The following is a 23,819-nucleotide window of genomic DNA, read 5'->3' on the forward strand; positions in this document are numbered from 1 at the left end:
CGGCTAGCCCTGCGAACCCGCCCGGTAGCCGACGCCGCGCACGGTGGTGACGATGCGCGGGTTGTCCGGGTCGTGCTCGATCTTGGCGCGCAGCCGCTGCACGTGGACGTTGACCAGTCGCGTGTCCGCCTTGTAGTGGTACCCCCACACCTGCTCGAGCAGCATCTCGCGCGTGAACACCTGGTTCGGCTTCTCGGCGAGGGCGCGCAGCAGGTCGAACTCGAGCGGGGTGAGTGCGATCGGGGTGCGACCGCGCCGGACCTCGTGCCCGGGGACGTCGACCGTGAGGTCCCCGACGGTGAGGACGGCCGCGTCGCTCGCCACCGGGCGCAGGCGCGTGCGGATGCGCGCGACGAGCTCCTTCGGGTTGAACGGCTTGACCACGTAGTCGTCGGCACCGTTCTCGAGGCCGGACACGACGTCGGCGGTGTCGCCCTTGGCGGTGAGCATGATGATCGGCGTGCCGCTCTCGGCACGGATCCGGCGACAGACCTCGATCCCGTCGACACCCGGCAGCATGACGTCGAGCAGCACGAGGTCCGGTCGCGTGCTCTGGAAGGCCTCGAGCGCGTCGGTGCCGTCCTCGCTGAACTCGAGCTCGAACCCCTCGGACCGGAGGACGATCCCGATCATCTCGGCGAGCGCCTGGTCGTCGTCGACGACGAGGATGCGCGGGCTCATGGTCCCCCTCAGGATCGGTGGTGCCGGGCGTTGCGACGCGCCCGTGCTGCCACCATAACCGAGGGACCCGGTCACGACGGCCGGGCGCGGCGGGGCGGCGGCCCGCGGGGATCGCCGCCGCGCCGCCGGGACGTCAGTAGCGGTAGTGCTCGGGCTTGTAGGGGCCCTCGACCGGCACGCCGATGTAGTCGGCCTGTCGGGCGTCCAGCGTGGTCAGCTCGACGCCGAGCGCGTCCAGGTGCAGTCGTGCGACCTTCTCGTCGAGGTGCTTCGGCAGCACGTACACATCGGTCGGGTACGCCTCGGGTCGGGTCCAGAGCTCGATCTGCGCCAGCACCTGGTTCGTGAACGAGTTGCTCATGACGAACGAGGGGTGGCCGGTCGCGTTGCCGAGGTTCATGAGCCGCCCCTCGCTGAGGACGAGGACGCTCCGGCCGTTCGGCAGGCGCCACTCGTGCACCTGGGGCTTGATCTCGATCCGCTCCGCCCCCTCGAGCCGCTCGAGTCCGGCCATGTCGATCTCGTTGTCGAAGTGGCCGACGTTCGCGACGATCGCCAGGTGCTTCAGCCCGAGCATGTCGTCGACCGTCACGACGTCCACGTTGCCCGTGCAGGTCACGACGATGTCGACCTGGTCGAGGACGGACTCGAGCCGGGCGACCTGGAAGCCGTCCATGGCCGCCTGGAGCGCGCAGATGGGGTCGACCTCGGAGACGATGACGCGGGCACCCTGTCCGCGGAGCGCCTCGGCCGCGCCCTTGCCGACGTCGCCGTAGCCGACGACGAACGCGACCTTGCCGCCGATGAGGACGTCGGTGGCCCGGTTGAGGCCGTCCGGCAGCGAGTGCCGGATGCCGTAGCGGTTGTCGAACTTCGACTTCGTCACGGAGTCGTTGACGTTGATGGCCGGGAACCGGAGGACGCCGGCGCGCGCGAGCTCGTACAGACGGTGCACGCCCGTCGTGGTCTCCTCGGTCACCCCGCGCAGCTCGGCCGCGATCCGGGTCCACCGGTCGGGCGAGGTCGCGAGCGACTCGGCGATCGTGCGGAGGACGACGAGACGCTCGGCCGCGGCGTCGGACGCCGGTTCGGGGACGGCTCCGGCGGACTCGGCGTCCGCACCCTCGTGCACGAGCATCGTGGCGTCGCCGCCGTCGTCGAGGATCATGTTCGGCCCGATCCAGTCGGCGCCCTCGGCCGCGGCCTCGGCCGACCAGTCGAAGATCCGGTTCGTGCACCACCAGTACTCGTCGAGGGTCTCGCCCTTCCAGGCGAACACCGGGACACCGGCGGGGGCGTCCGGAGTGCCCGTGGGGCCGACCGCGACCGCCGCGGCCGCCTCGTCCTGCGTCGAGAAGATGTTGCAGCTCGCCCAGCGCACCCGGGCGCCGAGCGCGACGAGGGTCTCGATGAGCACGGCCGTCTGCACGGTCATGTGGAGCGATCCCGCGATCCGCGCACCCGCGAGCGGCTGCGACGCGCCGAACTCCTCGCGCAGTGCCATGAGGCCGGGCATCTCGTGCTCGGCGAGGCGGATCTGGTGTCGGCCGGCCTCGGCGAGCGTCAGGTCGGCGACGCGGTGGGGCAGCGCGGTCTGCATGTCGGTGGGCATGACCACCAGTCTCCCACCCTCCGGCCGGGAGGCACATGGCGGGCTCGCACCGCGCCTCCCGGCCGGCGGGCGGTGGCGACCGCCGGGCGACGGACCCGGCCGTCGTCAGTCGCGCCCGAGGGGCGCACGGCGCACCACCTGCCACCCCCGTGGGACCGAGAGGCGTTCGGCGTGCCGGCCGCAGAGGTCGTACCCGTGCGGCTCGACCCGGATCGACAGCGGTCCCACGACGACCATGGAGTCGGCGTAGTCGTACGTCAGGGTCGCCACGGCCCCCGCCCCGCAGGCGACCTTGCTGCAGATCCGCACGTCCATCTCCCGCCCAACCTACCGGGCACCCGGCAGTACCATGGCCGCATGGTCCGCCGACGCCCCCTCGTGACGCCCGTCGACCGGGCCCGCGGTCGCTCGCGGCACGGCCGGGGCGGACGCTCGTCGGTCACCGGACCCGACCTCGCGCCCGTGGTCACCCGGGCCGAGGCGTTCGACCGCATCGTCGGCGACACGGCGCACTACCTGGTCGAGCTGTGGCCCGACGAACTGCACGGCGTCGTGTTCCAGGTGGCGGACATGCCGTCGACCGCGACCGCACCCGACCCGGCGGACCGCACGGTGCCACGCTGGCGCATCGACCGACGGCCGGACCGCGTGACGATCTACCGGATCCCGGTCGAGCGGCTGACGCACCTGCCCGAGAAGGACGACGTCGACCGCCGGATCGTCGTCGAGACCGCGGTGTTCCGGGCGGTCGCGGAGCTCCTCGACAAGGACCCCTGGGACCTCGCCCCGGACCGGTACCGGCACCTCTGACCCCGTCCCGCCGATCAGGGGTAGACGGTGATCGGCGTCGACGCGGTGGCACCCGGGCGCAGCGGGAACCCGGCGATCCCGGCGTCGCCCGCGTAGGACACTCCCGCGACCAGCCCACGGACACCGCGGAGCGTGAGCGCGGTGCTCGTCGGCACCGTCGTGTCCGCCGTCGTCCCCGCGGCGACCGTGACGGTCGTGCGCTCCCCGCCCGCCGCCATGGTCACCGTGGCGTCGGAGGTCGTGGGGTTGACGAGCGTGAGTCGGGCGCCGGGACCGTCGACGACGTCGACGAGGGTGGTGCCCGTGAGCGTCGGCGCGGACGCGAACCACCCGAGGTCGGTCCGGCCGTCGGTCGTCGGCGTGCTCGTCCGGGCCCCGGCGACGATCGGCACGTCCGCGGTGACCGTCACCGTGTACCGTCCGTCGGCGAAGTCGTCGAGGGGCACGTCCGTCACGACGCCGCCGTCCGCCGTGGCCTGGACCGTGGTCCCACCGCCGTCCGCGGTCGTCAGGGCCATGGTCAGGTGCGCACTCGCGTCACCCGGCACGAACACGCGGACCACCGGTGCTGCGTCGGCGGTGTCGTCGCCGTGCTGCGCGCCGTCCGTGTCGCGGAGCACGACCCCGGGGATCGTCTGCGTCCGGGACGGTGTCGCCGCCGCCTGCACGACGTCGGCCCCACCCGGGGTGAGGGTCCGCACGATGCTCTCCTGCATGGTGGCGACGATCTGACCGCCGGAGGACGTCACGTGCACGACCGGCGACGCCGCGTCGGAGACGAACCCCGCCAGCGGCACGACCTTCTGCGTGTTCGGTGCGACGACGATGCCGGTGGTGCCGGGCGCCGACACCTTGCCCGTCGTCGTGAAGACGTCGAGGTCCACGGTCGCGTTGACGTCGGTGGGGTTCGCCAGGGTGACGATGCTCGTCCGACCGGTCTCGGTGGAGCCGCCGACGAGCCAGCTCGACGTCGACGGGTCGACGCACGAGGCGGCGGCGAGGCCCGCGACCTCGTCACCGTCGGCCTCCTGGATGCCGCTCCCGGCGACGGTCGGGGTGGTGCGCCCGGCGCGTGCCGTGACGACGGTCGGGTCCGAGCCACCGCTGCTCGCGGCGGCCAGGGTCGACCGGTGCACCTGTCCCGTGGTCGACGCCGCGGCGACGGTCTCGTGGCCGACCCGGGAGGCCGTGGTCGCGTCCGCACCGGACGCGTCGGCCAGCTGGAGGAGGCCGCCCGCGCACACCCGGGAGGCGTCCGCGGGGACGGGGGTCACGGTCCGCCCGGCGGGTCGCGCCGTGATGCCGGTGAGGTCCGCGGCGTGCGCGGCGCCGATGGTGCCCGCGGCGACGAGCACGGCGACGAGCGCGGCGCTCCCCCGGACCGCCCATCGCCGTCCGTTCCGCTGACCGTTCGTGGGCTGCTGGGTCATTCGCGCTCCTCGTCGAAGGTGGTCGCGGGTTCGTCGGCCTCGATCACGTGCGACACCGCCCGCCGTCGACGCGGCCCCGTGGGGATCGCGAGGAGTGCGGTGGCGCCGAACACGACGCCGAGGACGACGAGGAACAGCGCGTGGGCGGCGGACGCCGCGGCGGTGCCCGTGGCGGGCCGGTCGACGCGGCCGTCGTAGCTCCACAGGACGCCGGTGCCGGTCGCGCCGATGCTCGTGAACCGGGCGTCCTGGCCGATGGAACCGGCGGCGCGGTCGTGCAGTGCCTCGGCGGCCCGGGAGTCGGGTCCGTCCGCGAGCAGGACGAACCGCACGCCGAGCCGGCGGAGGTCCTCGCGCGGGTCGAAGCCGCTCCGACTGGCGAGGTTCGCCGCGAGCGTCGTCAGGCGCCGGTCGTCCGGACTGAGGCGGTGGGCGGTGGCCTGGACCGTCGACTGGTCGTCGAGCGTCGCCCCCTGCCCGCGCTCCAGGGACACCCCGAGCGTGCCGTCGCGCTGCGGGGTCAGGACGAGCGTGCCGACGTCGGGGTTCGTCCGTGCCTCCGCGTTGACGTAGGCACTGATCACGCGCCCCGTGGTCGGGCTGATCGCCGCCGTGCCGAGGTACAGACCCGCGAACACCGGCGCGACCGTCACGCCCGTGAGCACCGCGGCGACGAGTCCCAGACCGGGCGCGAGTCGCGGCAGCGTGTCGAGCCCGACCACCGCGGCCACGACGAGCGCGAACCAGGACACGCTGAGACCGCTGCCGGGCCACACGATGGTCGTGGTGGACCCGACGCCGGACAGCGCGAGGTGCGTGGCGCCGAAGGCCGTGAGGTACCCGACGAGCGCGAACCCGAGCGCGACCGCGGCGAGGTGCCAGCGTCGGCCGAGCAGCGCACCGATGGCGGTCGCGCCGACCGGGAGCGCGAGCACCGCGAGCGCGATCGGGAGGACCGTGGTGGCGAACCCGGCGGCGTGCGACGCCGTCGTCCACCCGTTCCAGTCCGGGAGCGGGGACCCGATCGCCAGCTGGAGCGCCGACGGCGCCCGGGTGGCGTCGGGCACGCCGGGGTCGGCGAGGACGCCGAGCGGCGTGCCCGCGCGGAGCTGCGTGATCACGAGGGGGGCGAACAGCACGACCGCGGGCAGCGGGATCGCGATGCGCCGGAGGAGGTGCCGCCAGCCGAAGGCGAGGGACGCCAGCCACGTCAGCACGAGCACCGGGATGAGCGACGGGGCGCTCGCGAGCACGGCTGCGAACAGCAGCGCGGCGCCCGCCGACGACGCCCAGGACCGATGGGCGCCGAGGAGGGTGAGGAGCAGCCACGGCAGGAGCACGTGCGCGATCACGGCGCCGACGTGCCCGCTCATCACGGCCGTCACGAGCGACGGCGAGAGCGCGTACAGCGTCGCACCGACGACCGGCACCCAGACCCGCGTCGTGAGCCGGCGCGACGCGAACCACCCGCCGAGGGCCGACAACGGCACCGCGAGCAGCATGACGAGCACGATCGACGTGGACGGTGACCAGAACGTGAGCGTGCCGAGCACCGCGAGCACCGCCGCGAACGGGTCACTCGGCCCCGTGAACCCGGTCCCGATCGTGTGCCATCCGTACCCGACGTTCTGCCAGAGCCGACCGACCGTCGTGCTGAGCGGCAGCAGCCCCCCACCCGTCAGCGCGGGTGCCCCGAGCAGCGGGCCGAGCAGCACCGCCGTGACGACCGCGGCGGCGAGGACGGTCCACAAGCCGCCGTCGCCGAGGAACGACGCGCGGGGCACGGCGGCGTCCTCGACCCGGGCGAGCTCGAGGTCGCGCGCGGTGACCCGGTGCTCCCGGACGCGGCCCAGACTCACGCGGAGCGGCTCGACGGCGGCCCAGCCGACCCGGCGGTTCCGCGCGAGGGTCCGACGTGCCCGTCCCACGCCACCGCCGAAGGCCACGGCGACGGCGGCACCGATCTCGGCACCGACGGCACCGGGGTGCTTCGCGACGAGGCGTCCGACGCTCCGGAGGATCGCGAGCGGCACGAGCGACAGCCAGTGGAGCCAGAGGACCGCGGCCGGTGCGTACACGAGACGCCGGTGCAGCTGGGCCTGCCGCCGGAAACGGAGGCGACGGGTCTCGGACACCGACCGTCGTCCGAAGTCCTCGGGGCCGCCGGCGCTCGTCACCCGGGCCTCGGGCACGACGCTGACGCGGTGGCCGGCGAGCCGCGCCCGGACGCAGAAGTCGAGCGCGGCGTCGACGTGCGGCAGTCCCGGGTCGAAGCCGCCGAGCGCGGTCCAGACGGAACGGCGGACGAGCATCCCGGCGACACCGACGCCGAGCACGTCCGCGTGCGCGTCGTGCTGTCCCTGGTCGAGCTCGTCGGCGACGAGGACCGTCGACCGTCCGAAGCGGGTCATGCTCTCGCCGAACTCCCGGATGCGCGTGGGCTCCTGCGCGACCATGACCTTCGGCCCGGCGACCGCGACGGACGGCGCGATCTCGACCGCGGCGAGGAGCTCGGCGAGCGCGGTCGGCGCGGGGGCGTTGTCGTGCCCGATGAGCCACAGCCACTCGTCGACGGACTCGTCGGGTGCGGCGTGCGGTGCGACGCGCTCCCCCTGGGCCACCGCCTCCCCGAACGGCCGACCGGCCGGGATCCGTGCGAGCTGCGCGGACCCGCCGAACGAGAGCTCGTCGGTCGAGCCGTCGGTGGACCCCACGTCGACGACGACGAGGGCTTCCGGGGGGCGGGTCTGGGCGGCGAGCGCGTCCAGGGTCCTGTCGAGGAACTCCGCGCCGTTGGCGCAGACGAGGATCGCGGTGACTCTGGGCTGCATGACGCCGGTCACTCTACGTCCGGTCCGGAGCGGCTCCCGGGAGGCGCGGCGCGCGTTTCGGAGACCGCTCCCGCCGAAGCGGATCCGGTGCCGACGACCGGACTACGCGCGCTTGCGCAGCTTCCGTCGTTCGCGCTCGCTCATGCCGCCCCAGATGCCGAACCGCTCGTCGTTCTCGAGCGCGTACTCGAGGCACTGGGAGCGGACCTCGCACGAGGTGCAGATCTTCTTGGCCTCGCGCGTCGAGCCGCCCTTCTCCGGGAAGAACGCCTCGGGGTCGGTCTGCGCGCACAGCGAGTCGACCTGCCAGGCGAGCGGGTTGTCCCCCTGGTCCTCGCCGGCACGACGGACCCCGGGGACGCCGAGGTCGACGGGGTCGACGTGCCAGTCGTCCGGGACGCCGGACCGGAAGTCGGAAGCGTTCACCCTGATCACCCCTTGCTCCACCGCTGAACGGTCGTGTTGGCCACGGTCGCGGCGAGCGCCGCAGCACTAATTACACAGGTGTGATTCGCTGAGGTCAAGTCGGCGGATCATAAAACCATCGACCTCGTATCGAAGGTCATGTCCCCCGTTCTGGCGTGTCGCGCGGCGCGTCGTCCGTGGTGTACGGGGCCGCCGGACGGCGGTCAGGAGGCGTTTCGGCGGGCCTCCCAGGCGCTCGTCACCATCTCGTCGAGCGAGTGGCGCATGGCCCAGTCGAGGTCGCGCGCGGCGAGTTCGCCGGTCGCGACGATGCGTGCCGGGTCACCCGGACGGCGGGGCGCGACGGTGGGCTCGAAGTCGATCCCGGTGCCCCTGGCCATGGCCGTCATGATCTCGCGCACGGACACACCGTCACCGCTGCCGAGGTTGTACGCACGCTCGAGCCGGTCCCCCGCGTCGAGGCGCTGGGCGGCCACCGCGTGCGAGTGGGCGAGGTCCGCGACGTGGATGTAGTCGCGGACGCACGTGCCGTCGGGCGTCGGGTAGTCGTCGCCGTTGATCCGCGGCGTCCGTCCGGCCAGCAGCGCGTCGAACACGAGCGGGAACAGGTTGTGGGGGCTCGCGTCGTACAGATCGGGTCCACCGGAACCGACGACGTTGAAGTACCGCAGGCTCGTCGTGCGGAACCCGGCCGCGACCTCCATGTCGTGGAGCAGCCACTCGCCGATGAGCTTCGACTCGCCGTACGGGGACTCCGGCGCCTTCGGGGTGTCCTCGACGACGACGTCGACGTCGGGGGTGCCGTACACCGCCGCGCTCGACGAGAACACGACCCGGTCGACACCGCGGTCCGCCATCGCACTGAGCAGCGTCGCCATGCCGGTGACGTTCTGCTCGTACGTGTGGAGGGGACGCTCGACCGAGACGCCCGCGTACTTGAACCCCGCGACGTGCACGACACCGGTGACACCGTGCTCGTCGATGGCGTGCCGCACGAGGTCGCCGTCGAGGATCGTGCCCTGGACGAACGGGACGTCCTCGGGGACGAACGACGCGAACCCGCTGGAGAGGTCGTCGAGGGCGACCGTCTCGAGCCCCGCGGCCCGCAGGGCGCGTACGACGTGGGAACCGATGTACCCGGCACCGCCGGTGACCAACCAACTCATGGCGCTACCGTACCGGGACGGCGCGCCCCGACCGCGGCTCAGGCGGGGGTGGCGATGAAGACGGTGGCGGTGCCGCCCCCCGCGGCGTCGGTCTCGACGGTGACCGTGCCCTCGTCGGGCGTGACGTAGCAGGACTCCCCCCGGCGCAGCATGGTCGCCGACCGTGCTCCGACGAGGGTCGCGGCGCCCTCGGTGCAGATCGCGATGGACGGTCCGCCGAGCGGCACGACCCCGCCGGTGCCCAGCCCTGCCGTGGCACCGGCGCTCGACACGCGGACGAGTGCGAACCCGACGCCCGCGGGTGCGAACCGGTCCACACCCGGCGCGACAGGCTCGGGCGTGAGCAGCGGCGGCGGCCCCGGCGTGAAGTCGAGCACGTGCAGCAACTCCGGCACGTCGACGTGCTTCGGCGTCAGACCACCGCGCAGGACGTTGTCCGACGGCGCCATGAGCTCGATGCCGAGGCCCTCGAGGTAGGCGTGGATGTTGCCCGCCGGCAGGTAGAGGGCCTCGCCCCGGGCGAGCGAGACCCGGTGCACGAGCAGGGCGACCGCGACGCCCGGGTCGTCCGGGTACGACGCGGCGAGGTCGACGACGGTCGCGGTGTTCGGCGTCGGGTCCTCGACGGCGGTCGCGAGCTCCCCGAGCACACGCACGAGGGAGCGCGCGTCGTCGTCCGCGGTGACGAGCCAGCGGACGGTCTCCTCGAGGCCCTGGTCGCGCAGCCGGTCGGCGAGCGGCGCCGTGCGACCGGTCCCGCCGTCGATGCGGACGATGTCGGCGAGCGCCTCGTCCACCGGGCGGAACCCGCTCAGGGCCTCGAACCGCTCGCTCAGCGCGACGACGAGCTCGGGCTTCGGGTACGGGTCCTTGTAGTTGCGCTCCGCGGCGTCGACGGGGATCCCCGCCGCCTCCTCGCGCGCGAACCCGTCGCGGGCCTGCTCGGGCGTGGGGTGCGCCTGCAGTGACAGCGGTGCCGCGGCGGCGAGCACCTTGAGCAGGAACGGGAGGCCCTCGGCCCCGCCACCGAGCGCAGCGTCCGGTTCCTCGCGGATCCAGTCGGCGAGGGTGTCCGCACCACCGACCATCGCCGGGTTCACCACGACGCTCGGGCTGCCCGGGTGCGCTCCGAGCCAGAGTTCGGCCTGCGGCTGACCGGTGACGGTGCGGCCGAGGAGTTCGGGGATCGCGGTGCGGGAGCCCCAGGCGTAGTCGCGCGGGGTGTTCGTGATGCCGAGGAACATGGCTCCGACCATATCGGCAGGGGCCGACGGCAGTGGTCCCGGGCCCGCGGCCCGGTAGCCTCGTCGTCGTGACGAACACCTGGCCGTGGACCCGCGGACGCGTCCCGGAGCGTGAGGCGTTCGGCTTCGCCGCCACCGTGCTCTTCATCGTCTTCACCGGCGACGGCATCCCGAACACCATCAGCTGGATCGGATGGGCGGTCGTCTGCGCCGGCGCGGGTGCCTGGGGGGTCGCGATCGCGATCCGGGCTCGGCCGTCGTTCCGGCGCACGCCGAACGCCCTGTGGGTGTACATCGCGTGGTGCCTCGTGAGCGTCGCGTGGTCGCACTGGCGGGTCGCGACGACCGCGAGCATCGCCGCGCAGCTCCTCTGCGCCCTCATGGCGGTCGTCATCGCCTCGACCCTGAGCTGGCGGCGGATCCTCGACGCGCTGAGCCTCGCAGTCCGCTGGGTCCTCGCCCTGTCCCTCGTGTTCGAGGCGGTCGTCGCGGTCCTCGTCCGCCACCCCGTCTACCCGGTGTGGACGCACTACGGTGGCCGGCACGTGCCGGCCGCGTTCGCGTTCTCGCGGGCGGAACTGTTCACCGGCGGACGCATCCAGGGCCTCCCGGGCAACGCGAACCTCCTGGCCATGGTGGCGTTGCTTGCCGCGATCGCGGTCGGCGTGCAGCTCGCCGAGGGGCGCATGCGGCGCGTGCGCGCGACCGGCTGGCTCTCCGTGGCCGCGGTGGTGTTCCTGCTCACCCGCTCCTCCACGGTGGTGGCCGCCGCGGCCGTGACCGCGCTCGTGCTCGCCGGTGCGCTCGTGATCCGTCGCGTGCCCACCGGACGACGGACCCCGCGGTACCTCGCCGGGCTCGCGATCGCGGTCGTGCTCGCCGGCCTCGTGGCGCTGCTCTGGCGGCCGGTGCTCGCGCTGGCGGGCAAGAGCCCGGACCTGACCGGACGCGGGGAGATCTGGCGGGCGGTGTGGGGCCTCGTCGAGCAGCACCCCGTGCTCGGGTGGGGGTGGCTCGGGTACTGGTGGCCCGCCATCGAGCCGCTGAACCACCTCGCCGTGCGCAACGGCGTCACGTACCTGCAGGCGCACGACGCGTTCCTCGACGTCTGGATGCAGACCGGCGTCGTCGGGGTGGTCCTGTTCGGCCTCGCCGTCCTCACGACGCTCGCGCGGTCGTGGGCGAGCGCCACGGCGTTCAGCTACGACGCCGACCACCGCCCGCGGGCGTTCGCGCCGGTCTCGCTGCTCGCCCTGCTCGTCGTGGTGGCGCTCCTCGTGCAGAGCGTCACGGAGTCCCGGCTCCTCTACGAGGGCGACTTCATCCTCTTCGTGCTCGTCGCGGTGAAGACCCGGATCGTCGCCGTCGGCGACGAACCGCCGTCGATCGGGGACGGACCGCGTGTGCCGGTCCGCAGCCGGTCCTTCCGTCGTGCCGCGGCCGGCCGCTGACCCGCGACCGGCTACGGTTGACGCCGACCCCGCCCCCGTCCGAGAGGACCCCATGACCGCGCCGGCCGTCCTGCGCTCCCGTCCGCACCCGCTCGAGGTCGTCGGCATGGTGCTCGCCACCGTGCTCCTCACGGTCCTGAGCGCCGCGGACAAGCTCACCTGCTCCAAGGGCGTCTTCGCCTCGAACGGCGCGAGCACCGACCCGTACCAGGACGTCGTCCGCAAGGCCTGCTACTCGGACGTGCTGTCGCTCTGGGGCAGCCGGGGGCTCATCGCGCACCTCGTGCCCTACGTGCACGGGACGTACACGGCCGACCCGCCGGCCGTCCACGGCGGCACGGTCGAGTACCCGGCACTGACGGGCCTGTTCGTCTGGCTCACCGCACTCCCGGTGTCCACCGACGTCGGGTTCCTGCTCGTCACCACCTGCGTGTTCGCGGTCGTCGGCGTGCTCGTGACGCTCCTCCTGGTGCGTGTCGCCGGTCGGCGGGCCTGGGCCTGGGCAGCGACGCCGCCGCTCGCGCTCTACGCCCTGTACAACTGGGACGTCTTACCCGTGCTGATGACCGCGCTCGGGATCGCGCTCGTCGTCGCGGGCCCGCGGCGCTGGTCGCCCACCACCCGCGTGCTCCTCGCGGCCGCCGCGTTCGGCGTCGGCGGCGCGCTCAAGCTCTACCCGATCATGTTCGTGCTCCCCCTGGCCCTCGCGGTGCTCACCGACGGACGCCGTCGGACGATCGGTCGGCGTCTCCTCCGGGCCCTCGCGCCCATCGGCGTCGCGGTGGGGGTCGTCGCGGTCGTCAACGTCCCGCTCGCGGTCGTCAACTTCACCGGGTGGTTCTCGGTCTTCCGGTTCCAGGCCGCCCGCAACATCGATCGCGCGACGCTGTCGATCTGGTACTGGGGGCTCCGCCCGTGGTCCGACGACGGCACCGAGCACATCCAGCACCTCATGAGCGCGGCGTCGACCGCCGCGACCGCCGTCGGCATCGTCGTCGTCGTGGTCGTGAGCCTGCTGCTCGCACGCGGCGGTCGGCCCTACCCCTGGCTGCAGACGAGCGCGGCGCTGCTGTGCGTGTACATGGCGTTCAACAAGGTGGACTCGCTGCAGTACACGCTCTGGCTGCTGCCCTTCTTCGTCACGGTGCGGATCCGCGTCGGTTGGATCGCCGCCTACCTCGTGGCCGACCTGTGCGCGTTCGTCGGGTGGTTCCGGTGGCTGTACTACCTGACGCTCGGGCATCCGGCCGGGACCACGTGGGCCGACCAGGCGCTCGCACTCGGCGTCTGGGGACGGGCGGTGCTGCTCGTCTGCATGGTCGTCGCGTTCCTGGCGTCACCGACGGCGCGCTTGCGGGGCACGGCGGACCCAGCGCTGCCGGAGCGCGGCTGGACGGACCGAGGGGCGGACACCGGGGACGGCGGCGCCCACGCGGAGCTCAGCGGCGCCGACGCCCGAACCGGCGCTGCAGTCCCCACTGCGTGACCCGCGCCATCGCCTCGAGCACGATCGCCCGGCTCATCTTCGAGGTGCCGAGCACGCGGTCGCGGAACTCGATGGGGCGCTCGACGATGCGGCCTCCCGCGTCGTGCACCCGTAACGTCATGTCGACCTGGAAGCAGTAGCCCTTCGAGTCGATGGTGTCGAGGTCCATCTGCGAGATCGCGTCGGCGCGGTACACGCGGAAGCCGGCGGTGATGTCGTGGACGTCGAGCCGCAGCATCCACCGCGCGTACCAGTTCCCGCCGCGGCTCAGGATCTCCCGCGACCGCGGCCAGTCGACCACCGATCCCCCCGTGACCCAGCGCGACCCGATCGCCAGGTCGACGCGGGCGGCGGCGGGTGCGTCGGCGACCGCACGGACGAGGTCCGGGAGCGCGGACGCCGGGTGCGACCCGTCCGCGTCCATCTCGACGAGCAGGTCGTACCCACGCTCGATCCCCCATCGGAACCCCGCGACGTAGGCGGTGCCCAGGCCGAGCTTGCCGCTGCGGCGCATCAGGTGCACGCGATCGTCCCCCGCCGCGATGGCGGCCACGATGTCCGCGGTGCCGTCGGGGCTGCCGTCGTCGACGACGAGCAGGTGTGCCTCGGGCACCACCCCGAGGACCCGTTCCGTCACGGCGGTGATGTTCTCCGCTTCGTCGTAGGTGGGGACGATGACGAGCGGACGGACGGACGACGGCATGGTGCGGACGGACTCCTCGGACGCGAGCGTGGACGGTCGAGCGTATCCCATGCTCGGTCACGCGCCCGGGAACGGCCGCCGTGCCGCGTGGTCCGGGCCGCGGCGCTCCGGGTACGAGATGATTGGTCCGTGAGCTCAGCACCCGGACGCCGTGTCCTGGCGCGCCGGTACGTGTCCGCGTGGATCGGGTTCTCCGCCGGCGGCCGGTTCTCGCAGGCGCTCGCGACCGTGATCGTGGTGTTCGCGTTCGGGTCCCCGACCGTCCACGTGCTCGTCGGCGCGGCCGGCACCGGTGCGGTCCTCGTGTCCCTGGTGGTCCTGGCCGGTCTCAGCCTGCTCGGGCAGCGCTACCGGATCGACTGGCACGGCGTGCTCCCGTTGAGCCTGCTCGGCCTCGTCGGGTACATGGCGCTCAGCGTCCTGTGGAGCACGTACTCCTGGTCGTCCCTGCGCGGGTTCGCGTCCACGATCGGGTTCGTGTCCCTCGGGCTGTACCTGGCGCTCGGACGCGACCTCGTGCAGGTGGTGCGCGCCTCGGGCGACGCGCTCCGGATCCTCGTCGTGACGTCACTCGGGCTCGAGGTCCTGAGCGGCCTCGTGCTCGACGTCCCGATCCCGGCGCTCGGGATCACCGGCGACATCGCCTACGGCGGCCCGATCCAGGGCGTCGGCGGCACCCGGAACTTCATGGGGTTCATCGCGGGCATGGCGCTCGTGACGTTCGTCATGGAGATCCTCACGCACAGCGTCACCCGGTGGCGGGGCATCGCGTCGGCCGCGCTCGCCCTCATCACGCTCATGCTCGTCCAGTCCCCGATCACGGGCATCGCCATGATCGCACTCGCGGTGGCGGCGCTCGCGATCGTCGCGCTCCGCCGGGCACCGCTCCCCCGCCGTCCCGGCATCAACGCGGCGCTCGGTGTGCTCCTCCTCGCCGCCGTCGTCACGGGGATCGCGCTGCGTCACCCGTTGCTCCGCGGGATCGGAGCGGCCGAGGGCACCGCCACCCGCATCGCCCTCTGGTCGCGGATCCGGATCCTCATCGAGGCGTACCCGATCCAGGGCTGGGGCTGGGTGGGCACCTGGCCGACCGACGTGTTCCCGTTCGACACGCTGCTGACCGAGTCGGGTCGCCCGTTCGGTTCCGGCCTCAACGCCCTCGTCGACGCCTGGTTCCAGATCGGGCTCGCGGGCATGCTCGTCCTCGTCGCGACCGCCGGACTGGCGTTCGCGCGTGCCTGGGTCACCGCCACGACGTTCCCCGGGGTCGCCTACGTGTGGCCCGCCGTCGTGCTCGTCCTCATCGGCGTGACGAGTGCGGCCGAGAGCTACCTGCTCCACGGCGCGGGGTTGATGATGTTCGTCACCGTGCTCGTGATCACCGCGCGACGCCGGTCCTGGCGCTCACGCCTCCGGCGCCCCTGAAGCCCGTGCACCGGTGCCCCCGCGGCGTCCGCCGGTGCGTGGGTGCACGCGCCGTGGGTGCACCCGTCGTCGGCTAGTGCTCCAGCCAGGTGCACGGCACTGCCGCCACCCACCCGGTCGGAGCCTCGAGGAGTCGTGCCGGCTGCGCGGGTCGGACGTCGCACTCCGCGGTCCACGCCGTCACCTGGTCCGACCACAGCGGCCCGGCCTCGCGCTTCTGGCCGTCGACGGGCGCGTTCAGGGCGAACGCCACGGCCACCCCGGCGGCGACGACTCCGGCCACGGCGAGGAGGCCGACCCGCAACACCCGACGCCGTGCCGCGACCGCGCGGGCCGCGAGGACGTCGGCGGCGACGAGGACCGCGGCGAGCAGGAACATCGAACTCGGCGCACCGTAGCGGATCGTCCAGACGGTCCGCAGCTGCGCGGTCGTGTACTCCGCGTACTCGTACACCGTGTTGGCGTTGAGGTACACCGACCCCGCCCAGACGAGGAGCGAGCCGTACAGCAGCACGACGATCGCGCCGCGCTGCCACCAGCCGCCGAGCACCACGCCGAGCACGAGCAGGGCGAGGACGAGCAGCGCCGGCACGACGAGGACCACGAACCCGTGGATCGCCGCCTCCGTCCCGACGTCCGCGATGTTCCACGTCGCGGCGCCGCCGACGACCTCGAGGAGGTAGCCGACGACCATGTCGGCCACCGAGACGGGCACGTGCTCCGAGGCGGTCCGCGCGTTGGACAGCGTCGTCAGGACCTGTGCACCGGTGCCGATGACGGCACCGGCGACGACGGGCCACTTGCGACGTGAGCGGATCCCGACGAGGAGCACGGGCAGGAACGCGATCGACTGGATCTCCGAGAGACCGATGAGCAGCGCGACGACCGCCAGCACCCCGGAGTGCCACCACGACCGGACGACGACCCCGAACACCCACGGGGCGAGGAACAGGAGGTACGAGTGGATGTTGGCGGCGTTGCCGGAGATCTCGATCGGGGCCAGCGGGAGCAGCACGGGCACGAGACCGAGGAGCACCCGAGCCACCCAGGACCGGACGACGGCGCCGGACAGGACGAACACGCCCGCGCCCGCGGCCGCGGCGATGGCACAGCAGAGGGCCGTGTCGACCTCGGCGAAGCGGCCGGGTGATGCCACGTGCTCCGCGAGGGCGATCACGGCACGCGGGACGACGTGCAGGTACCCCTGGTAGGGCACGAGGAGCGACCCGACGGTGCCGTGGGTGAACAGGTCCTGCAGGAAGAAGCGGCCGTCCTCGGCCCAGAGGGTCCCCCGGCTCTCGGGAGTGAGCCGGAACCAGGCGACGAGCGTGCCGACCGCCCACAGCGCCACGGCGCCGATCGCGACGACGACAGGGTGGACCGTCCGGTTCCTGAACACCGCACGATCATGCCAGACCGCTCACCCGCTCCGTCGCCACGGCACGGCGAGCGTGTCCGGCGGCCTCACCCGCGTGGGGCGAGCGTGTCCGCGGCCTCACCCGCGCGGGGCGGGCCGGTCTCCCGCGGCCGCACCCGCGCACGCCGCGGTCAGCGGACGGTGACGGTGCTGCAGCCGAGCGTCGGGTTGCTGCCGCCGGTCGCGTCGATCGCGTAGACGCACACCCGGTGGCTGCCCTTCGCGGCCGGGACCGTGGCGTCGAACCCGTGCGCCGTGCCGATCCCGCTGAAGGAGCGGGCGACGTCCGGTCGGCTGGTCGACGCGGTCAGCGCGGTCGCGCGGGTGTCGACGTACACGTGGACCGCGATCGACGTCGTCGGTGCGTCCGGGTCGAACGTCCACCCACGGACGTGGACGCCGCCGGTCACCGCCGCGGCCTGGTCGAGGCTCCCCCTCGGGGCCTGGTTGACGACCGAGACGGTCCGACAGCCGAGGCTGGTGTCCGATCCGGCGCCCGTGTTCACGGCGGTCACGCAGACCGTGTGCGACCCGTTGCCGGCCGGCACCGAGGTCGAGAACCCGTGTGCGGCCCCGTACACCGGGTAGAGCCGCGCGACGTCCGAGCGTGACGCGGAGGCCGTCGCCCGCTGCGCCTTCCCGTCGACGATCACCGTGACGGCCACCGGACCGGTGGTGTCCCCGTCGAGGGCCCAGCCCGCGACCGCGACCGAGTTCGTCGTGGTGGTCACGCCGTCGAGCGACCCCGTCGGGCTCGAGCCCGGGACGTGCACGGTGCTGCACGACCCGATGAGCGCGTTCGAGCCCTCGTCGACGTTGATGCCGTAGACGCACACGGTGTGGGTGCCGGCGGTCGCCGGGAGCGTCTCGTCGAACCCGTGCGCGGACCCGAGCCCGGAGGCGCGACCGACGTCGGAGCGCGCGCCGGACGCGAGGGTGGTCGTGTGCGTGTGGTCGACGTAGACGGCCACGCGGATGGAGTCCGACGTCTGCGGATCGAGCGTCCACCCGCGGACGCGGATGCCGCCCGGCGACGCCTGCGCCTGGTCCACCGCCCCGATCGGGGACGCGCTCGTCACGGTCAGCGTCCGGCACCCGAGCGCCGTCGTCTGGCCGCTGCCCACGCCGACCGCGGTCACGCACACCTGGTGACTCCCCGCGGCGGCGGCGAGCGTCCCGGAGAAACCGTGGTCCGAACCCCGGCCCGGGTAGGCCCTGCCGACGTCCGCGCGCGTCTGGTCGGCCGTCATCGTCGTGGGGCTGCCACCGTCCACCGTGACCCGGACCCGGATCGGGTCGTCGACGTCGCCGTCCATCGCCCAGCCTCGGACGCTCAGCTCGTCGAACCCGCCGGTCGCCCCGTCGAACGACCCGACCGGCGACGCCGCGCCGGCCGTCGGTTCTCCGAACCAGTCGTTGTACAGGCGCCAGAAGTTCCGGTTGCCGTACGCCGAGCACGCGTCCCCGGTGCCGTAGAGGTTCGCCAGCGCCGCCGCGTTCGGCGTGTACGGCGTGTAGTAGTAGAGGTCGGCGGTCGCCTGGTCGGTGATCGTCACCGACTTGGTGCCGCACGAGGTCGGGACGTCGTACTGCACCGCGGCGGTCCTGCCGGGTGCGTACCAGGTGAAGTACTTGCTCGTGCCGGCGGGGTTCGCGTACCGCTTCCACTGCCAGGCGGCCCAGTACACCTGGTTGCCGACCCCCGAGTACGCCGGGTCGCAGGCGCCGTTCGTCGTGTCCGGGCAGGCGTAGCCCATGGCCCGCGAGAGCACGCCCGACGAGGGCTTCTGTGCGGTGCTGCCCGACACGAGTCCCTGCTCCTTCTGCAGAGTCACGAGGATCACCTTGGGGCTGATGCCGCACGCGACCGCCACCCGGGTGATGATCGTCGCCGCGCTCAGGCCCGATCCGCCGGTGACCGCCCCGCACATGGGGTCGGCGGCGTGCGCGTTCAGCGACGACGTGCCCACGTTGAGGCACGAGGTCGACTTGCACGTGCCGATCTGGTCGTCGAGGAACGACTGGACCGCCGACGCGGACATCGCGTCCCCGTCGAAGAAGTTGGCGTCCGAGATGATGTTCCCCGCCTGGAACGACGACCCGCTGAGCGCGCGGGCGGCTTCCTCCCCGGGCGAGCGCGGTGCGACCTGGAACCCGACGAGCACGGTGGCCAGGGCGAGCACCGCCATGACCGTCGCCAGGAGCTTGTTCACGTCGTCGGTCTCCTCTTCGCCGGTGGCGTCGGTGCTGGTCCGGTCCGCGGGCACGGCGATCATCGGATGAGGTCGCATGACCACATCAGGTCCTCAGGGTCACTTCAGGCTACGGGAACCACTCCAGTCACACAGCCCCCGATCCGTCCCCCGAACGGGCGGCACGACGGAACGGCCGGGAGGCTCGACACACCTCCCCGACGCCGCTGCGGCGGGAGGGTGTGCTCAGTCCGCCTCGAGGAGCTCCTCGACCCGCCGACGGTCCGCACGGGTGGCACCGTCGCCGCGACGGGCGCGACGGGCATGGCGGACCAGGCCCGGGGCCTCCCGGACGAGACGCCGCCACTGCGCGGGCGTGAGCTGTGCGCGGTCGGGGCGCGCGAGGTCGAGGAGGGCGCGCACGGTGGTCCGGAGCACCACCCGCAGCGTCGTGCCGGCCGTCGCGTTGCGCAGGACGACCGCGAGCCGGTTCCGGATGCTCTGGTAGCGGACCAGGGGTGAGTCGCTGCCCGAGCTCGCCGCGTGCCGGTGGACCACCACGGCGTGCGGCGCGTGCCCGATGTCCCACCCTGTCAGGCGCAGCCGCCACGACACGTCGACGTCCTCGTAGTACATGAAGAGGTGCGGATCGAACCCGCCCACCTGGTCGAGCGCCTCGCGACGGATGAACGCGGCGCCGCCGCTGAACCCGAACACGGGGATCGTCTCACGCGGCCCCTCGATCGGGGCGAGCCAGTCGCGGTCGCGGCCGTTGCCGCTCCGGGACAGCACGACGCCCGTGCCGTTGACGAGGTGGACGCCGCCCTCCGAGCGCCGCCAGCGTGCCCCGTCGGGCGCGACGAGGTCGTCGGGGTCGCGGCCGTCCGGGTCCGGGCGGAAGGTGCCCTCGAGCAGGGCGGTCGCGGCGACCGCGGCGGTGCGGGGTCCGGCCGCCTCGAGCGCGGCCACGCCGTGTGCCAGGAAGCCGTCGTCGGCGACCGCGTCGTTGTTGAGCAGGGCCACGACCGTTCCCCGTGCGGCCGCGATCCCGGCGGTCACCCCGCCCGCGAACCCGCTGTTCCGGTCGATCGGCACGACGACCACCCGCGGCAGGTCGCGACGGAAGCGGGCGACGTCGGCGTCGCGGGCCTCGTTGACGACGAGCACCACCTCGACGTCGTGCTCGCTGCGCTGCGCGAGGACGGACTCCACCGCGCGCACGGTCAGGTCGGCGCGGTGCCAGTCGACGACGACGACCGAGACGAGCATCCGGCCATCATCCCGCACCACCGGCGGTCTCCACGGTCCCGCGCCGGGCGGCTGGCTATACTCGCCACGGCCAGTGCGCCACGACCGCCGTCGACATCTGGAGATCCCGTCTTGACCGTCACCACCACGGGCACCGTGTCCGTCGTCATCATCAACTTCCGCGGCACGGACGACACCCTGGAGTGCGTCGCGCGGTTGAACGAGGTCGACTGGCCCGCACGCCAGCTCGAGATCGTCGTCGTCGAGAACGGCTCCGGCGACGACAGTGCGACCCGCCTCCGAGCGGCCCTCGGCGACCAGGCGAACGTCAAGCTCGTCGTGTCCGACGAGAACCTCGGGTTCACCGGCGGCAGCAACCTCGGCGCCCGCACGGCGACCGGCGAGTTCGTGGCGTTCCTCAACAACGACGCCAAGCCGGACCCCCAGTGGATCCGCGAAGGGCTTGCCGCGTTCGCCGCGAGCCCCCGCATCGGCGCGGTCGCCAGCAAGGTCCTCGACTGGGACGGCACGGCGATCGACTTCGTCGAGGCCGGGCTGACCTGGTTCGGCATGGGCTACAAGAACCACACGACCGAGCCCGACGACGGCCGGTTCGACCGCGAGAAGGACATCCTCTTCGGCACGGGGTCGGCGCTCTTCGTGCGCCGGGCGCTGTTCCTCGAGATCGGCGGGTTCGACGAGGACCTGTTCATGTTCTACGACGACGTCGACCTCGGGTGGCGGCTGAACCTGTACGGCTACCGCGTCCGCTTCGCGCCGAACTCGATCGTGTACCACAAGCACCACGGCTCGATGAAGAGCTTCGGCGAGTACCGCGAGATGTACCTGCTCGAGCGCAACGCGCTGCACATGCTCTACAAGAACCTCGACGACGCCAGCCTCGGCACGATCCTCCCCGCGGCCCTCGCCCTCCTCGCCCGTCGCGCCGTCGCCAAGGGCGAGCTCGACAGCGAGTCGTACGACCTCCGCCGCTTCACCGGGGCACCGGACGAGCACGAGCCGACCACACCGGTGTCGAAGGACACCGTGGCCGGTCTGTTCGCGGTCGACCAGTTCGTGGCCGACCTGCCGAAGCTCCGGCAGAGCCGGGCCGAGGTGCAGTCCCGTCGGGTGAAGACCGACAAAGAGGTCTTCCGGCTCTTCGGGAACATCTTCCACCCGCTGTTCGGCAACGACTACTACCTCGAGGGCTTCACCGCCATCCAGGACGCGTTCCAGGTGAACCGGCCGATGATGCGCAAGCGCGTCCTCATCATCACGGGCGACGCGCTCGGCGAGAAGATGGCCGGCCCGGGCATGCGGGCGTGGAAGATCGCCGAGGCGCTGAGCGAGCACAACGACGTCCGCCTCGTCACCTGGAACGTCGCCAATCGGGCCTCGGACCAGTTCGAGGTGCACCGCGTCCGTCTGCAGGACGAGCGCGCGATGAAGGTGCACGAGGAGTGGGCCGACGTCATCTTCTTCCAGGGCTTCGCACTGCGGCACTTCCTGACGCTGCAGGCCTCGAACAAGATCATGGTCGTCGACCTCTACGACCCGATGCACCTCGAGCAGCTCGAGCAGGGGCGCGAGATGGGCGACGCCGCGTGGCGGAACCAGGTCCTCGTGACCACCGAGGTCGTCAACGAGCAGCTCCAGCGCGGCGACTTCTTCCTGTGCGCCTCGGAGCGACAGCGGTTGTTCTGGATCGGGCAGCTCGCGGCCGTGGGTCGCGTGAACCCCGACACCTACGCGCAGGACGAGAACCTGAAGTCCCTCATCGCGATCGCACCGTTCGGCATGGACTCGACGCCGCCGCAGCACACCCGCAAGGCGATCCGCGGTGTCGTGCCCGGCATCGGCGAGGACGACAAGGTCGTCATCTGGGGTGGCGGCATCTACAACTGGTTCGACACCCCGACCCTGGTCGAGGCCGTCGCGAAGGTCGCCGAGCGCCACGACGACATCCGCCTGTTCTTCCTCGGTGTCGCGCACCCGAACCCCGACGTGCCCGAGATGGCCATCGTGGCGAAGACCCGCGAGATCAGCGAGAAGCTCGGGCTGACGAACAAGCACGTGTTCTTCAACGAGCAGTGGGTCGCGCTCGACGACCGCCAGAACTACCTGCTCGAGGCCGACGCCGGCGTCTCGACGCACTTCGCGCACGTCGAGACGACGTTCTCGTTCCGCACCCGGATCCTCGACTACATGTGGGCGAACCTGCCGATCGTCACCACCGAGGGCGACAGCTTCGGCGACCTCGTGGCCGCCGAGGGCATGGGCGTCTCCGTCCCGGAGCGTGACGTCGACGCCCTCGCCGACGCACTCGAGGCGATGCTCTACGACGAGGCCGCCATCGCCGAGGCCCGAGCACAGGTCGCCCGGGTCCGTGCGGACTTCACCTGGGAGAAGGCGCTCGCGCCGCTCATCGAGTTCGCGCACGACCCGTACCCGGCTCCCGACCGCGCGAACGCCGCTGTCGAACGGGAGCGCACGGGCGGAGGCGTCGTCATCCCGCAGATCGGCAAGTCGCGCGAGCAGCGGTTCCACGAGATCGCGAACAGCCGGCACGGGCTCCGTCGCGACGTCATGCTGGCGAGGCACTACCTGACCGACGGCGGCGTCCAGGAACTCGCGGGCAAGGTGCGCAACCGTGTCTCGACGATGCGCGCGAGCAAGTACGGACGCTGAGTGCGTGGCGGTGCCGGCCGGATCGGCGCGAGGTATAGTTTCCTGTTCGTCCGACGAGTGAGGTACACATGAGCACGACCATCGCCGACCGGACCGTCGCCGACCGGACCGTCGCCGACCGGTTCGCCCGTCTCCGCACGGAGCAGCTGGTGCCCGCGGGCCGGACCGCCGGGGGTACCTGGGGGTCGGTGCGCGAGATCCACGGTCAGCGCCAGCTCCTGGACCTCCTGATCCGCCGCGATCTGAAGTCCCGCTACAAGGACAGTGCACTCGGGTTCGCCTGGTCGCTCATCCGGCCGCTCGTCCAGCTCGGGATCTACTGGCTGATCCTCGGCAAGATCCTCGGCTCGTCCCGGGCCATCCCCGAGTTCGCCATCTACGTGTTCGCCGGGCTGACCCTGTACGGGCTGTTCAGCGAGATCGTCTCCGGCGCGACCGGCTCCGTCGTCGCGAACGCGGGCCTCCTCAAGAAGGTCTACGTCCCGCGCGAGATCTACCCGCTCTCCGCGGTGGGCGGCGCGCTGTTCAACTTCGGGATCCAGATGGTGATCCTGCTCATCGCGACGGCCGCGTTCCGGTCCTTCCCGATGAACGAGGGGATCCTGTTCTTCTTCCCCGCCACGCTCGTGATCCTGATCTGGGCCACCGCCATCGGCCTGCTGTTCTCGGCACTCAACGTGTACCTGCGGGACATGGCCTACCTGGTCGAGGTCCTGATGATGCTCTTCATGTGGGCGTCCCCGATCGTCTACTCGTGGCAGATGGTGCACGACCGGGCGATCGCCGCGGGGATCAGCTGGATCCTGCCGATCTACGAGAACAACCCCGTCACGCTCGCCATCCTCGGCTTCCACCGCGCCTTCTGGACCGCCGGCGGTCCCGAGCAGTACCCGGACCACATGCTCCTCCGCCTGGTGATCGCCGGTGTCGTGGGACTCGTCGCGCTCTTCTTCTGCCAGCGGGCGTTCGCCCGACTGCAGGGGAACTTCGCACAGGAGATCTGAGT

18 protein-coding genes are annotated in these 23,819 nt (G+C 72.4%); 6 read left to right on the forward strand and 12 right to left on the reverse strand.

All coding sequences use genetic code 11. The features are described from left to right. Positions 1–3 precede the first annotated feature (3 nt). From mtrA to DEI94_RS10170, 3 genes are all read right to left on the reverse strand, one after another. On the reverse strand, positions 4–681 hold the full coding sequence (gene mtrA, locus DEI94_RS10160) for an MtrAB system response regulator MtrA (protein ID WP_111009558.1): 678 nt from the start codon (positions 679–681) through the stop codon (positions 4–6). A gap of 133 nt (positions 682–814) precedes the next feature. Next, positions 815–2,293: an adenosylhomocysteinase gene (gene ahcY, locus DEI94_RS10165; protein WP_111009636.1), complete on the reverse strand. Its 1,479-nt coding sequence runs from the start codon at positions 2,291–2,293 to the stop codon at positions 815–817. A gap of 105 nt (positions 2,294–2,398) precedes the next feature. Then, complete coding sequence (locus tag DEI94_RS10170; protein WP_111009557.1) at positions 2,399–2,608, reverse strand: DUF3499 family protein; 210 nt, start codon at positions 2,606–2,608, stop codon at positions 2,399–2,401. A 42-nt stretch (positions 2,609–2,650) separates the two neighbouring features. Between DEI94_RS10170 and DEI94_RS10175 the strand changes: the two genes are divergently transcribed. Then, the gene (locus tag DEI94_RS10175; RefSeq protein ID WP_111026180.1) at positions 2,651–3,103 is read left to right on the forward strand and encodes a metallopeptidase family protein; all 453 of its coding nucleotides are present in this window, start codon (positions 2,651–2,653) and stop codon (positions 3,101–3,103) included. Between the two features lie 14 nt (positions 3,104–3,117). On the opposite strand, the gene DEI94_RS10180 is transcribed toward DEI94_RS10175, so the two are convergent. From DEI94_RS10180 to manA, 5 genes are all read right to left on the reverse strand, one after another. Further along, entirely contained in the window at positions 3,118–4,533 is a 1,416-nt protein-coding gene (locus DEI94_RS10180; protein WP_111026181.1) for a DUF5719 family protein, read from the reverse strand. Continuing rightward, positions 4,530–7,364: a glycosyltransferase family 2 protein gene (locus DEI94_RS10185; RefSeq protein ID WP_146249142.1), complete on the reverse strand. Its 2,835-nt coding sequence runs from the start codon at positions 7,362–7,364 to the stop codon at positions 4,530–4,532. Before DEI94_RS10185 ends, DEI94_RS10180 begins: the two co-directional genes overlap by 4 nt. 102 nt (positions 7,365–7,466) lie before the next feature. Continuing rightward, entirely contained in the window at positions 7,467–7,790 is a 324-nt protein-coding gene (locus tag DEI94_RS10190) for a WhiB family transcriptional regulator (protein ID WP_111009635.1), read from the reverse strand. 203 nt (positions 7,791–7,993) lie between these two features. After that, the gene (gene galE / locus DEI94_RS10195; protein WP_111026182.1) at positions 7,994–8,956 is read right to left on the reverse strand and encodes a UDP-glucose 4-epimerase GalE; all 963 of its coding nucleotides are present in this window, start codon (positions 8,954–8,956) and stop codon (positions 7,994–7,996) included. Positions 8,957–8,994: 38 nt separating this feature from the next. Further along, positions 8,995–10,200, reverse strand: coding sequence for a mannose-6-phosphate isomerase, class I (gene manA / locus DEI94_RS10200; RefSeq protein ID WP_111026225.1), 1,206 nt, complete (start codon positions 10,198–10,200; stop codon positions 8,995–8,997). Between the two features lie 68 nt (positions 10,201–10,268). Between manA and DEI94_RS10205 the strand changes: the two genes are divergently transcribed. After that, on the forward strand, positions 10,269–11,651 hold the full coding sequence (locus DEI94_RS10205; protein WP_146249435.1) for an O-antigen ligase family protein: 1,383 nt from the start codon (positions 10,269–10,271) through the stop codon (positions 11,649–11,651). A gap of 52 nt (positions 11,652–11,703) precedes the next feature. After that, the gene (locus tag DEI94_RS10210; protein WP_111026184.1) at positions 11,704–13,137 is read left to right on the forward strand and encodes a glycosyltransferase family protein; all 1,434 of its coding nucleotides are present in this window, start codon (positions 11,704–11,706) and stop codon (positions 13,135–13,137) included. Here DEI94_RS10210 and DEI94_RS10215 read toward each other — a convergent pair. Beyond that, positions 13,091–13,840 carry a polyprenol monophosphomannose synthase gene (locus DEI94_RS10215; RefSeq protein WP_111026226.1) on the reverse strand — a complete coding sequence of 250 codons (750 nt, stop codon included), beginning with the start codon at positions 13,838–13,840 and terminating at the stop codon, positions 13,091–13,093. The two genes, DEI94_RS10210 and DEI94_RS10215, sit on opposite strands and share 47 nt — an antisense overlap. Before the next feature lie 129 nt (positions 13,841–13,969). Between DEI94_RS10215 and DEI94_RS10220 the strand changes: the two genes are divergently transcribed. Further along, positions 13,970–15,265 (forward strand): O-antigen ligase family protein, encoded by a 1,296-nt coding sequence (locus tag DEI94_RS10220; RefSeq protein ID WP_111026185.1) that lies wholly within the window; start codon positions 13,970–13,972, stop codon positions 15,263–15,265. A gap of 73 nt (positions 15,266–15,338) precedes the next feature. Here the strand turns inward: DEI94_RS10220 and DEI94_RS10225 are convergent, their stop codons facing one another. The 3 genes from DEI94_RS10225 to DEI94_RS10235 form a co-directional block, all read right to left on the reverse strand. Further along, positions 15,339–16,664 (reverse strand): hypothetical protein, encoded by a 1,326-nt coding sequence (locus DEI94_RS10225; protein WP_111026186.1) that lies wholly within the window; start codon positions 16,662–16,664, stop codon positions 15,339–15,341. Positions 16,665–16,813: 149 nt separating this feature from the next. After that, positions 16,814–18,973 carry a hypothetical protein gene (locus DEI94_RS10230; RefSeq protein ID WP_146249436.1) on the reverse strand — a complete coding sequence of 720 codons (2,160 nt, stop codon included), beginning with the start codon at positions 18,971–18,973 and terminating at the stop codon, positions 16,814–16,816. A 147-nt stretch (positions 18,974–19,120) separates the two neighbouring features. Beyond that, on the reverse strand, positions 19,121–20,143 hold the full coding sequence (locus DEI94_RS10235) for a glycosyltransferase family 2 protein (protein ID WP_111026188.1): 1,023 nt from the start codon (positions 20,141–20,143) through the stop codon (positions 19,121–19,123). 111 nt (positions 20,144–20,254) lie between these two features. Between DEI94_RS10235 and DEI94_RS10240 the strand changes: the two genes are divergently transcribed. Together DEI94_RS10240 and DEI94_RS10245 are read left to right on the forward strand one after the other, a co-directional pair. Beyond that, on the forward strand, positions 20,255–22,813 hold the full coding sequence (locus tag DEI94_RS10240) for a glycosyltransferase (protein WP_220035633.1): 2,559 nt from the start codon (positions 20,255–20,257) through the stop codon (positions 22,811–22,813). A gap of 68 nt (positions 22,814–22,881) precedes the next feature. Beyond that, positions 22,882–23,817, forward strand: a complete 936-nt coding sequence (locus tag DEI94_RS10245; RefSeq protein WP_111009546.1) for an ABC transporter permease — start codon at positions 22,882–22,884, stop codon at positions 23,815–23,817. Positions 23,818–23,819: the final 2 nt, after the last annotated feature.

Origin of the sequence: Curtobacterium sp. MCBD17_040 (genome assembly GCF_003234805.2) — a bacterium.
Lineage (GTDB): Bacteria > Actinomycetota > Actinomycetes > Actinomycetales > Microbacteriaceae > Curtobacterium.